At 55.6% G+C, this 13,054-nt stretch carries 10 protein-coding genes and 1 pseudogene; all 11 read right to left on the bottom strand.

Annotation, left to right across the window (positions count from 1 at the left end):
• Positions 1-2: 2 nt before the first annotated feature.
• The 11 genes and pseudogenes from nuoM to K6L24_RS06765 all read right to left on the bottom strand — a co-directional run bounded on the left by nuoM (position 3) and on the right by K6L24_RS06765 (position 13,047).
• Positions 3-1,523: an NADH-quinone oxidoreductase subunit M gene (gene nuoM / locus K6L24_RS06815; RefSeq protein WP_062742947.1), complete on the bottom strand. Its 1,521-nt coding sequence runs from the start codon at positions 1,521-1,523 to the stop codon at positions 3-5.
• 71 nt (positions 1,524-1,594) lie between these two features.
• Positions 1,595-3,433 (bottom strand): NADH-quinone oxidoreductase subunit L, encoded by a 1,839-nt coding sequence (gene nuoL, locus K6L24_RS06810; RefSeq protein ID WP_222682087.1) that lies wholly within the window; start codon positions 3,431-3,433, stop codon positions 1,595-1,597.
• Positions 3,430-3,732, bottom strand: coding sequence for an NADH-quinone oxidoreductase subunit NuoK (nuoK, locus tag K6L24_RS06805; protein ID WP_048915457.1), 303 nt, complete (start codon positions 3,730-3,732; stop codon positions 3,430-3,432). Before nuoK ends, nuoL begins: the two co-directional genes overlap by 4 nt.
• Entirely contained in the window at positions 3,729-4,283 is a 555-nt protein-coding gene (gene nuoJ, locus K6L24_RS06800; RefSeq protein ID WP_062742949.1) for an NADH-quinone oxidoreductase subunit J, read from the bottom strand. The genes nuoK and nuoJ overlap by 4 nt, the downstream gene beginning before the upstream one ends.
• Before the next feature lie 10 nt (positions 4,284-4,293).
• Entirely contained in the window at positions 4,294-4,836 is a 543-nt protein-coding gene (gene nuoI, locus K6L24_RS06795; protein ID WP_048915455.1) for an NADH-quinone oxidoreductase subunit NuoI, read from the bottom strand.
• A gap of 12 nt (positions 4,837-4,848) precedes the next feature.
• Positions 4,849-5,826 (bottom strand): NADH-quinone oxidoreductase subunit NuoH, encoded by a 978-nt coding sequence (gene nuoH / locus K6L24_RS06790; protein WP_062742950.1) that lies wholly within the window; start codon positions 5,824-5,826, stop codon positions 4,849-4,851.
• On the bottom strand, positions 5,823-8,549 hold the full coding sequence (gene nuoG, locus K6L24_RS06785) for an NADH-quinone oxidoreductase subunit NuoG (RefSeq protein ID WP_118663696.1): 2,727 nt from the start codon (positions 8,547-8,549) through the stop codon (positions 5,823-5,825). The genes nuoH and nuoG overlap by 4 nt, the downstream gene beginning before the upstream one ends.
• 50 nt (positions 8,550-8,599) lie before the next feature.
• The gene (gene nuoF, locus K6L24_RS06780) at positions 8,600-9,940 is read right to left on the bottom strand and encodes an NADH-quinone oxidoreductase subunit NuoF (RefSeq protein WP_062742952.1); all 1,341 of its coding nucleotides are present in this window, start codon (positions 9,938-9,940) and stop codon (positions 8,600-8,602) included.
• A complete protein-coding gene (gene nuoE / locus K6L24_RS06775) occupies positions 9,937-10,452 on the bottom strand; it encodes an NADH-quinone oxidoreductase subunit NuoE (RefSeq protein WP_062742953.1) in 516 nt (171 codons plus the stop codon). The genes nuoF and nuoE overlap by 4 nt, the downstream gene beginning before the upstream one ends.
• A 2-nt stretch (positions 10,453-10,454) precedes the next feature.
• Positions 10,455-12,268, bottom strand: a pseudogene (gene nuoC / locus K6L24_RS06770) (NADH-quinone oxidoreductase subunit C/D).
• A gap of 104 nt (positions 12,269-12,372) precedes the next feature.
• A complete protein-coding gene (locus K6L24_RS06765; RefSeq protein WP_062742955.1) occupies positions 12,373-13,047 on the bottom strand; it encodes a NuoB/complex I 20 kDa subunit family protein in 675 nt (224 codons plus the stop codon).
• Positions 13,048-13,054: the final 7 nt, after the last annotated feature.

Raw genomic sequence — 13,054 nt, 5'->3', positions numbered from 1 at the left:
AATTACGGCCTTGTAGTTGAAATTGAAGCAGTAAACCACTGCTGAATGTTGCTCATCGCAGCGTGCGAGGTATCCAGAATCGGCTGCGGATAAACACCCAGCAACACCAGCAGTACCACCAGCACCATAATCATCAGGAACTCACGCGCAGACATGCCGCGCAGCGGTGTTTCTGACTTAGGCGCACCGTAGTAAGCGCGTTGCATCATAATCAGCGAGTATACCGAGGCGAACACCAGGCCAAAGGTAGCGATAACAATAATCACCGGTACCGTCTGGAAGCTGCCCGTCAGGATCATAAATTCACCGACAAAGTTACCGGTACCCGGCATCCCCAGGTTAGCCACAGCAAAGAACAGCGACAGACCCGGCAGCCATTTGATGCGCGACCACAGGCCACCCATCTGACGCATGTCGCGGGTGTGCAGGCGCTCATACAGCTGACCGCAGAGAATAAACAGTGCAGATGCCGACAGGCCGTGAGCAATCATCTGAATCACCGCGCCCTGGAACGCCAGCTGGCTGCCGGTGTAGATAGCAATCAGCACGAAGCCCATATGGGAAATCGAGGTGTAAGCAATCAGACGCTTAATATCGTACTGCGAGAACGCCATCCACGCGCCGTAGAAGATACCGATAATCCCCAACCACATGGCAATCGGTGCAAATTCGGCAGACGCATTCGGGAACAGCGGCAGAGCAAAACGCAGCAGACCATAAGCCGCCGTTTTCAGCAGGATACCTGCCAGATCAACGGAACCCGCCGTCGGTGCCTGACTGTGAGCGTCCGGCAACCAGCCGTGTAGCGGAACGACCGGCATTTTCACGGCGAAAGCGATAAAGAAGCCCAGCATCAGCAGGTATTCTACGCCGTGCGTCATCGGCGTTTTCAGCAGCTCTTCGTAGCTAAACGTCCATATTCCCGTCGCGTTGTAATGCACAAACACCAGCGCCAGAATGGCAATCAGCATCACCAGACCACTCGCCTGGGTATAGATGAAGAATTTGGTCGCCGCTGAAATACGCGTCTTCCCGTCGGAGGCTTTATGGCCCCAGAGCGCGATCAGGAAGTACATCGGTACCAGCATCATCTCCCAGAAGAAGAAGAACAGGAACATGTCCATTGCCAGGAACACACCGATAACGCCACCGAGGATCCACAGCAGGTTAAGGTGGAAGAAGCCCTGCCACTTCTCGATTTCGTTCCACGAACAGAGGATAGCCATCAGGCCCAGCAGGCCGGTCAGCACGACCATCAACAGCGAAAGTCCATCCAGCGCAAGATGGAACTCAATGCCGAAACGTGGGATCCACGGCACGGAGAACTCAGCTTGCCACTGCGGAATACCCGCAGCCTGAGTCAGTGAGTAATCTCCCTGCAGCCACAGTTGCAGCGAGAGTACAAAGGTCAGCCCCATTGCGATCAGTGCAATCCAGCGTGGCAGCTTAGGCCCGAAGCGCTCCAGCTGCCAGCACAGTAATCCACCGACAAACGGGATGAATATTAGCCAAGGTAATAACATGGCGGTTTTCCCTTTATTGCGATTTTTATTCTTTATAGGGTGTGGCTCTGCCCCACCCCACTCACTAACCTTTAGATCACCAGCAGCAGCGCCAGTACCAGAACGGCACCGATGCTCATGGAAGCGAGATACCAGCGCAGGTAGCCGTTTTCACTGACGACCAGACCTTTATTCGCGCCGCGCGCCAGTAAAGCCGGAATATTCATCAGAGCGTTCAGCGGATCCCGCGACAGCAGCCAGGCCACACCGAGGTAAGGCTTAACAAAGACTTTGTCATACAGCCAGTCGAAGCCCCAGGCGGCAAACCACCAGGTGGTAAAGAAACGCCCCACGGCACTGTTCGCTATCGCGGTCACCAGCGTGCGTTTACCCAGCCACAGTGCGGCCGCCAGCAGGATGCCCACAATGGCCACAACACCGGAAGCAATCTCCAGCGTCAGGACGCTGCTGTGTGCCAGCTCGCTGGTTTCTGGCAGAACGCCTCTCAGCGGCGGAACGATCATCGCGCCAATAAAGGTAGAGAGAATTAACAACACAACCAGCGGCAGATGGTGAGTGATACCTTTGCCCGCATGTGCGTGAATTTTTTCTTCCCCGTGGAAAGCAATAAAGATCATGCGGAAGGTGTAGAGCGAGGTCATAAACGCCCCGGCCAGACCCGCAATCATCAGATTAAGATGACCGTTAGCCAGCGCACCCGCCAGAATCTCATCCTTACTGAAGAAGCCTGCGGTGATCAGCGGCAGCGCAGACAGTGCGGCCCCGCCCACCAGGAAGCAGACATACACCAGGGGAATACTTTTACGCAGGCCGCCCATCTTGAAGATGTTCTGCTCGTGGTGGCAGGCAAGGATCACCGAACCGGAAGAGAGGAACAGCAGCGCTTTAAAGAACGCATGGGTCATCAGATGGAAAATCGCTGCATCCCAGGCCTGAACACCCAGCGCCAGGAACATGTAGCCAATCTGACTCATCGTAGAGTAAGCCAGCACGCGCTTGATATCGGTCTGCACCAGCGCGGCAAAACCGGCCAGCACCAGCGTTACCGCACCAATAATCCCAACCAGATGCAGCACTTCAGGCGTCATCAGGAACAGGCCGTGAGTACGGGCAATCAGGTAAACCCCGGCGGTCACCATCGTCGCGGCATGGATCAATGCGGAAACAGGCGTCGGACCGGCCATCGCATCAGCCAGCCAGGTCTGCAGGGGCAGCTGTGCCGATTTACCGACCGCACCACCTAACAGCATCAGAGTTGCCCACTGCAGCATATGGTTGTCCGCCGCAAAGTGCGCCGGTGCCAGCGCCATCATTTCGCGGAAGTTCAGCGTGCCCAGCTCGTTGTAAAGAATAAACAACGCAAATGCCAGGAACACATCCCCCACGCGGGTGATGATAAAGGCTTTCATCGCCGCCGCGCCGTTTTTCGGGTTGGTGTAGTAGAAGCCAATCAGCAGGTAAGAGCAGAGGCCGACGCCTTCCCAGCCGAGATACATCAGCATCAGGTTATCGGCCAGCACCAGAACGACCATGCTGGCGATAAACAGGTTGGTATAGGCGAAGAACCGCGAGTAGCCCTCTTCCCCACGCATGTACCAGGAGGCAAACATGTGGATCAGGAAGCCAACCCCGGTCACGACCGACAGCATGGTCAGCGAGAGGCCATCCAGCGTCAGGTTCACGTCAATTTTAAAGTTTCCGACCTGCATCCAGGTCCACAGCGCCTGGTTAAACACCTGCTGGCCGTGATTAAAGAAGTCGAAGCCCGCATAAGCCGTGACCAGCGCCGCAAGACCGACAGACCCCATGCCCACGGTCGCGGACAGGTTTTCTGACCAGCGGCCACGGGAGAAGGCCAGTAACAGGAAGCCAATCAGCGGAAACAGGATTGTTAAATAGAGAAGGTTCATCCGCGCATCTCGCTCACTTTATCAATGTTGAGGGTCTGGCTGCGGCGATGGAGCTGCAACAGCAGCGCCAGGCCAATGCTGGCCTCAGCCGCGGCCAGGCTGATTGCCAGGATATACATTACCTGACCGTCGGCCTGTCCCCAGTAGCTTCCCGCCACCACAAACGCCAGTGCTGCGGCGTTAATCATGATTTCGAGACCAATCAACATAAACAGCAGATTGCGGCGGATTACCACGCCTGTCAGTCCGAGGACAAACAGAATGGCCGCCAGAATAAGTCCATGCTGCAGAGGGATCATACCCGCTCCTCCTTGTTACTTTTCGCCGCATCAGACGGGCGGTTGCTCAGAACCTCACCTGGACGCTGTTCGCGGCCGATGTGGAATGCCACCACCAGACCTGCCAGAAGCAGCATTGATGCCAGCTCAACGGCCAGAACGTAAGGACCGAACAGGCTGATACCGACGGCTTTCGCATCGATCATCTTACCGTCAATACCCTGGTCGTTGATGCCGCTGATGGCGTAAACCAGTACCACCAGTAATACCAGCGAGAGTACAGCCGGGCCCATCCACATGGAGGGCTTCAGCCACTGACGTTCTTGCTCGACTTCCTGGCCGCCAAGATTCAGCATCATCACCACGAAAACGAACAGCACCATAATGGCGCCGGCATAAACGATAATTTCCAGCGCCCCGGCAAAGTAAGCACCGAGCGAGAAAAACACCCCGGCAACCGCCAGCAGAGAAATAATCAGGTACAGCAGCGCATGTACCGGGTTGGTATGCGTGATGACACGTAACGTCGCCAGCACAGACACCAGACCACAAACGTAAAAAGCAAATTCCATGCCTGGCTCCTTAAGGTAACAAGCCCTTGACGTCGATGGGTTTGGCTTCGTTTTCTGCGTCGCCTTTGTCTTTGCCATCGATCGCCATACCCGCCATCCGGTAAAAATTATATTCCGGGTATTTACCCGGGCCGGAAATCAGCAGGTGCTCTTTTTCATACACCAGATCCTGACGCTTGAACTCACCCAGTTCGAAATCGGGGGTAAGCTGAATCGCAGTGGTCGGGCAGGCCTCTTCACACAGGCCACAGAAGATGCAGCGCGAGAAGTTAATACGGAAAAACTCCGGATACCAACGTCCGTCGGCCATCTCTGCTTTCTGCAGCGAGATACAGCCAACCGGACAGGCCACGGCGCACAGGTTGCAGGCAACACAGCGCTCCTGACCATCGGGGTCACGCGTCAGTACAATACGACCACGATAACGGGGTGGCAGATAAACCGGCTCTTCCGGATACATCATGGTTTCGCGTTTGGCGAAGGCGTTCATCCCTATCAGCCAGATACTGCGTACGGTTGTCCCGAAACCAACAACAAGGTCTTTTAATGTCATCTTCTTAACCCCTTACTGCGCCGTGTACAGAATGACTGCGGCAGTTGCCAGCAGATTCAACAGCGTCAACGGCAGACAGACTTTCCAGCCGAACGACATCACCTGGTCATAGCGCGGACGCGGTAACGCAGCACGAATCAGAATAAACATCATCATGAAGAATGCCGTTTTAATCGCGAACCAGAAAATCGGTGGCAGCCACGGACCGTTCCAGCCGCCGAAGAACAGCGTAACGATCAGTGACGAAACGGTAACAATACCGACGTATTCACCGACGAAGAACAGGCCGAATTTCATCCCGGCATATTCAATGTGGTAACCGTCGGCCAGTTCCTGCTCCGCTTCTGGCTGGTCAAATGGATGGCGGTGACACACTGCCACACCGGCGATACAGAAAGTGAGGAAGCCGAGGAACTGCGGAATGACGTTCCACAGATGCTGCTGGCTGTTCACGATGTCGACCATGTTAAACGAACCTGCCTGTGCCACTACACCCATCAGCGACAGGCCGAGGAACACTTCGTAGCTCAGGGTCTGAGCCGATGCACGCATCGCCCCCAGCAGTGAGTATTTGTTATTACTCGACCAGCCCGCAAACAGCACGGCATAGACCGCCAGCCCTGCCATCATCAGGAAGAACAACAGACCAATGTTCAGGTCTGCGCCCATCCAGGTTGGCGTCACAGGCACAATTGCCATCGCCAGCAGCAGCGAGGTAAAGGCAATCATTGGCGCAAGGGTGAAGATCACGCGGTCGGTAAATGGCGGGATCCAGTCCTCTTTAAAGAACATTTTGATCATGTCCGCCACCAGCTGCAGTGAGCCCCCCCAGCCGACACGGTTAGGTCCGTAGCGGTTCTGGAACAGACCGAGCAGGCGACGCTCACCAAAGCTCATAAAGGCGCCGCAGCCCACCACCACAAACAGGATGATCAGTGCTTTAACGACGGCAATCAGCACGTCGATAACTTCCGGTGTCAGCCAGCTCATTGTACTGCCTCCCGCAGATTGTCGATGTCGCTACCCGCCAGGAACGGTGGAATACCCGGTAAACCGAGCGGCAGACCGACCTGCCCCGCCTGCAACGTGCTGGAGAAGCGGACCGGCAGGCGCAGTGTTTCACCCTGACAGGTAAATTCAACCGCTGTACCGGCATTCACGCCCAGCTTCGCGGCATCTTCCGGGTTCACCATCACATAGGCTTCTGGCATACGCTGTTGGATAACCGGTGCGCGCTGGGTCATTTCATCGCTGCCGAACAGGTGGAAGTATGGCGCTACACGCCAGCCATCATGGCTGCCAGCGAAGGCAGCAGGCACATTTTCGAACCAGCCCAGCTGAGCCACACCGGCTTCGATCAGACGCACACCTGGGTCGCCGTTACGCAGTTTACCACCCACTTCAACCTGGAATTTGTTCCATGCCTGCGGTGAGTTCCAGCCAGGTGCCCAGGCAAAGGGTATCTGCGAACGGGCAGCACCCGGCTGGTTATTCCCTTCCATAGAGAAGGCAAACATGCTGTCTTTGTCCTGTGGCTGACGCGGCTCATGCACACTGATATTGGCGCGCATCGCGGTACGCCCGCTGGAGCGGTGCGGTGAACGCGCCAGTTTCTGACCGCGGATACGGAAGCTGGCATCCGGGGCCGCATCTTTAATTCCGGCCAGTTGTGGCAATGCAACGACGCAGGCATCGATCACATGATCGAGCTGGCTCCAGTCCACTTCGCGGCTGTTGATGGTGCTCTGCAGCGAGTGCAGCCAGCGCCAGCTTTCCAGCATCTGCACTTTTTCATCGTAATAAGCCGGGTCATACACCTGGAAGAAGCGCTGCGCGCGGCCTTCCTGATTCACTACCGTGCCATCGCTTTCTGCAAAACTGGCACTGGAGAGGATCAGACCGGCTTTCTCGGTGGTCGCCGTACGCTGATGATCCAGAACGATGACATTCGGCGTATTGGCCAGGGCCGCATCTACTTTCGCTTTTGGCAGATGGCGATAGAGGTCATTTTCCAGAATGATCACGGCATCAGCCGCACCGCTTTCCAGCTCGGACAAGACGGAATCGAGGGATTTACCGCCGATCATACCCAGCCCGACACTGTTCGCCGCCGTGGCCAACAGCGTAATGCCCACGTCGGCACCGCGCCCTTTCAGCGCTTTCGCCACGTTGGCGGCCGCCTGAATCATCGCTTCGCTACCGGAGTTGGTCCCGGAGATAATCAGCGGTTTTTTCGCTCCGGCTAAGGCCTGAACAATAACGTCAATTTTTCCGGCCAGTGATTTATCAAGGTCAGCAACGGCTGGTGCGCTGGCATCCAGTTCGTGAGCGATAGCGAAACCAAGGCGCGCCTGGTCTTCTACCGGTGCGCGATAGCTCCATGCTGCGATGTCATCCAGACGCGTCTGGTCGACGTTAGTCACGAACAGGGGATGTTTAGCGTTCTGCCCGATGTTGAGGATCGCCGCGATCTGCCAGTCTGCCACTTTTTGCGCAGCTGCCATCTCACGGGATTTCCCTTTGACGGCCTGCCGCACGGACAGCGCCACCCGTGCGCCGGTCTGGGTCAAATCTTCGCCCAGCACCAGCACCGCATCATAGCTTTCAATTTCACGCAGCGCCGGCGTATGGATCCCGCCATCACGCAGCACTTTCAGCATCAGATCCAGACGCCCCTGCTCCCCTGCCGGAATACCGGTAGAGAAGTTGTCAGCACCCACCAGCTCACGCAGGGCAAAGTTGCTCTCTACGCTGGCACGTGGGGAACCAATACCAATCACTTTCTTAGCCTGGCGCAGTACATCTGCCGCGCCCTGCATAGCCTGATCGGCATTCAGTGAAATCCAGTCATCGCCGCGACGCTGCATAGGCTGACGCGGACGATCTTTCAGATTCACGTAGCCATAACCGAAGCGGCCGCGATCGCACAGGAAGTAATGGTTTACCGTGCCGTTATAGCGGTTTTCAATACGGCGCAGTTCACCGTAGCGCTCACCCGGGCTGGTGTTACAGCCGATGCTGCACTGCTGGCAGATGCTGGGCGCAAACTGCATATCCCACTTACGGTTGTAACGCTCGGAGTGGGTTTTATCGGTAAATACGCCGGTTGGGCAGATTTCAACCAGGTTGCCGGAGAACTCACTTTCCAGCACACCATCTTCAGGGCGGCCGAAGTAGACGTTGTCATGCGCACCGTAAACACCGAGGTCAGTTCCGTCTGCGTAATCTTTGTAGTAACGCACGCAGCGATAGCAGGCAATACAGCGGTTCATCTCATGCGAAATGAACGGGCCGAGATCCTGATTACGGTGCGTACGTTTAGTGAAGCGATAGCGGCGGAAGCTGTGGCCGGTCATCACTGTCATATCCTGCAGGTGACAGTTACCGCCCTCTTCACAGACCGGACAATCGTGCGGATGGTTGGTCATTAACCACTCCACCACACTTTCGCGGAACTCTTTTGCTTCACCGTCATCAATAGAGATGAAGGTACCGTCAGACGCCGGTGTCATGCAGGACATAACCAGGCGACCACGGGTATCTTCGGCATTCTGAAATTGCTTCACCGCGCACTGGCGGCAGGCACCGACGCTACCGAGCGCCGGGTGCCAGCAGAAATAAGGAATATCTAAGCCGAGGGAGAGACACGCCTGTAACAGGTTGTCTGCGCCATCAACATCATATTCTTTACCGTCTACATGAATTGTAGCCATAGTGAACATGCTTCCGTAAGGCCCGTGCGAACACGGGCGTTAAACTTTGCTTACCAGCGCGCCTTTAACAGGTTGGGCTGGATGCCGCTAATCGCGTGTGCGTTGCTGAATACCTGAGGTGCCATACCCGCTTCAAACTCTTCACGGAAGTATTTAATGGCACTTTGCAGTGGCTCTACTGCACCAGGCGCATGCGCACAGAAGGTCTTACCCGGGCCAAGCTGGCGACAGAGCTGCAGCAGGGTTTCAATATCCCCAGGCTGGCCCTGCTTATTTTCCAGTGCGCGCAGGATTTTTACGCTCCACGGCAAACCATCGCGGCAGGGGGTACACCAGCCACAGGACTCGCGAGCGAAGAACTCTTCCAGGTTACGCACCAGCGACACCATATTGATCTCGTGGTCGACGGCCATTGCCAGTGCAGTCCCCAGACGGCTCCCGGCTTTGCCGATACTGGCAAATTCCATTGGCAGGTCAAGGTGTGCCTCGGTCAGGAAGTCTGTCCCTGCCCCGCCCGGCTGCCAGGCTTTAAACTTCAGGCCATCACGCATGCCACCGGCATACTCTTCGAGGATTTCACGAGCGGTGGTACCAAAGGGCAACTCCCACACGCCAGGATTCTTCACGCGACCGGAAAAGCCCATCATTTTGGTACCGGTATCATCGCTGGTGGAGATGCCTTTGTACCAGTCAACACCGTTAGCGATGATCGCCGGAACGTTGGAGAGCGTCTCTACGTTGTTTACGCAGGTTGGCTTGCCCCAGGCACCCGCAGATGCCGGGAACGGCGGCTTGGAGCGAGGGTTTGCACGACGCCCTTCCAGCGAGTTAATCAGGGCGGTTTCTTCACCGCAGATATAACGTCCCGCACCGGTATGGACAATCAGCTCAAAGTCAAAGCCCGTACCGAGAATGTTCTTGCCAAGTAAGCCCGCTTCAGTCGCTTCAGCAATCGCCCGGCGCAGGTTAACGGCGGCCTCGATATACTCCCCGCGCAGGAAGATGTAGCCGCGATAGGTTTTCAGCGCGAAAGCAGCAATCAACATACCTTCCACCAGTTGATGGGGCATCTGCTCCATCAACAGGCGGTCTTTATAAGTGCCCGGTTCCATTTCATCAGCATTACATAACAGGTAACGGATGTTCATGGATTCGTCTTTTGGCATCAGGCTCCACTTCAGACCCGTAGAGAAGCCTGCACCACCGCGCCCTTTCAGACCGGAGTCTTTCACCTGGTTAACAATCTCTTCCGGCGACAGGGATTTCAGCGCTTTTTCAGCACCGGCATAACCATTCTTACTGCGGTACTCTTCGAGGAATACCGGCTGCTTGTCTTCACGCATCCGCCAGGTCAGCGGATGCATTTCGGCAGTACGCACGATCTGTCTCATTGATACTGCTCCAGTAAGTTGGCGATACCTTCCGGCGTGAGATGAACATGGGTATCTTCATCCACCATCATCACCGGCCCTTTGTCGCAGTTACCGAGGCAGCAGGTTGGCAGCAGCGTGAAACGCCCGTCTGCCGTGGTCTGTCCCGGTTTAATATTCAGGTTGCTTTCCAGTGCTGACTGAATCCCCTGGAAACCGGTGATGTGACACACCACGCTGTCGCAATAGCGGATCACATGACGCCCCACCGGCGTACGGAAGATCTGGCTGTAAAACGTGGCCACCCCTTCGACATCGCTGGCCGGGATGCCCAACACTTCAGCGATCGCATGGATGGCACCGTCCGGTACCCAGCCTCGGTGTTTCTGAACGATTTTCAGCGCTTCGATAGATGCCGCGCGGGCATCTTCATAGTGGTGCTTTTCATGCTCGATGGCATCGCGCTCTGCCGCACTCAGCACAAAAGCTCCGGTTTCGTCGATCGTTTCGATCGCAATTCTCTGATCGTGCATAATTAGCGGTCCACGTCTGACATAACAAAATCGATACTACCGAGGTATACGATCAGATCGGATACCAGGCTGCCGTTGATCACCGATGGGATCTGTTGCAAGTGCGGGAAGCTCGGCGTACGCACGCGGGTGCGGTAGCTCATCGTGCTGCCATCACTGGTCAGGTAGTAACTGTTGATCCCTTTGGTCGCTTCAATCATCTGGAAGGATTCGTTTGCCGGCATTACCGGGCCCCACGAAACCTGCAGGAAGTGAGTGATCAGGGTTTCGATATGCTGCAGCGTGCGCTCTTTCGGCGGCGGCGTGGTCAGCGGATGGTCAGCCTTGAACGGGCCTGCTGGCATGTTCTTCAGGCACTGTTCCAGGATGCGCATACTCTGGCGCATCTCTTCCATCTTCAGCATGACACGGGTGTAAGCACAGCTTACGCCATCTCCGATTGGCACTTCGAAATCGAAGTTTTCATAACCGGAATAGGGACGCCATTTACGCACATCAAAGTCCAGACCGGTACCACGCAGGCCAGCCCCCGTCGTGCCCCAGGCCAGTGCTTCTTCCATGTTATAGGCAGAAACCCCTTTGGAACGGGCAATAAGCACGGAGTTTTTCAGTGCGGTCTGCTCATAGGCTTTCAGACGCTTAGGCATCCAGTCCAGGAACTCACGCAGCAGGCGCTCCCACCCTTTAGGCAGATCATGCGCCACGCCACCAATGCGGAACCAGGCCGGATGCATACGGAAGCCGGTAATGGCTTCTACCACGTCGTAAATTTTCTGGCGGTCTGTAAAGGCAAAGAACACCGGGGACATAGCACCGACGTCCTGGATAAACGTAGAGATGTACAGCAGGTGGCTGTTTATACGGAACAGCTCTGATAGCATCACGCGAATGACTTCCACGCGCTCAGGGACTTTGATACCAGCCAGCTTTTCTACCGCCAGCACGTACGGCATTTCGTTTACGCAGCCGCCGAGATACTCAATACGGTCGGTATACGGAATGTAGCTGTGCCAGGACTGGCGTTCACCCATTTTTTCGGCACCACGATGGTGGTATCCGATATCCGGCACGCAGTCGACGATCTCTTCACCGTCCAGTTGCAGGATGATACGGAACGCGCCGTGCGCAGAAGGGTGGTTCGGGCCCAGGTTGAGGAACATGAAGTCCTCATTGTTGGTCGAACGCTTCATGCCCCAGTCTTCAGGCTTGAAGGTCAGAGATTCCATCTCCAGATCTTCTTTCTGCTTGGTCAGTTCAAACGGATCGAACTCGGTCGCACGCGCAGGGTAATCTTTGCGCAGCGGATGCCCTTCCCAGCTCTGCGGCATCATAATGCGCGTCAGGTGCGGGTGGCCTTCAACATTGATACCAAACATCTCCCAGGTTTCACGCTCATACCAGTTGGCATTCGGGAAAATTTTGGTGATGGTGGGCACATTCAAATCGTTTTCAGACAACGCCACCTTGAGCATAATGTCGCGGTTACGTTCAATGGAGATGAAGTGATAGAAAACGGAAAAATCCGCCGCCGGTAAACCGGCACGGTGAGTACGCAGGCGCTCATCCATGCCATGCAGGTCATACAGCATCACATAGGGTTTAGGCAGCTTGCGCAGGAACTCAATAATCTCAAGCAACTGCTCACGTTTTACCCAGACCACCGGCACGCCGGTACGGGTCGCTTGTACTGTAAAGGCATCAGGCCCAAAACGATTACGCAGCTCGCCGATCACCGGGTCATCCTGGTGATCTCGGGTTTGCCATAACGGCTGGGCGAGATCTTGCGTGGTTAAATCTGTCATAAGTTGTTCACCATGCTGGCCTGTCTGACAGGCACTCAGTGTTGGCGTCAGGTGGGTCAGCGCAGATGACGTTGTGTTTTTATTGCGCTTTTAATGACCACATCCATAAACTGCTGTCTTAAATTTCGTCAGGGGTACGCAGATTGGTCACTGCAATACGCTCGGCGTTTTTCCTGTCGCGCTCAGACTGCATATTCGCGCGATAAACACCCTGATCGCTGACGACCCACGACAGCGGGCGACGTTCTTTGCCGATCGACTCCTGCAGCAGCAGCAGCGCCTGCATATAGGCTTCCGGACGAGGCGGGCAGCCAGGAATATACACATCAACCGGCAGGAATTTGTCCACACCCTGCACCACAGAGTAGATATCGTACATGCCGCCGGAGTTAGCACAGGCACCCATCGAAATCACCCATTTAGGTTCCAGCATCTGATCATAGAGGCGCTGCACAACCGGGGCCATCTTGGTAAAACAGGTTCCTGCTACCACCATAAAGTCTGCCTGACGTGGTGAAGCACGGATAACTTCAGAACCAAATCGCGCCACGTCGTGTACCGAAGTAAACGACGTTGTCATCTCGACGTAGCAACAAGAAAGACCGAAGTTGAACGGCCAGAGGGAATTCTTACGACCCCAGTTCACCATATCGTGCAGGGCATGTTCTAACTTGCCCATGTAGACGTTTTGATGAACGTGCTTTTCCAGGGGATCGGTGACGATCTCCTGCTTTTGCAGTGGGTAACGGTCATTCTCACCGTTCGGGTCTATGCGGGTGAGCGTATAGTCCATGTGTTTT

The sequence above is a fragment of the Erwinia persicina genome (assembly GCF_019844095.1).
Classification (GTDB): Bacteria; Pseudomonadota; Gammaproteobacteria; order Enterobacterales; family Enterobacteriaceae; genus Erwinia; species Erwinia persicina.
This window is presented reverse-complemented; position numbering and strand designations above follow the sequence as displayed.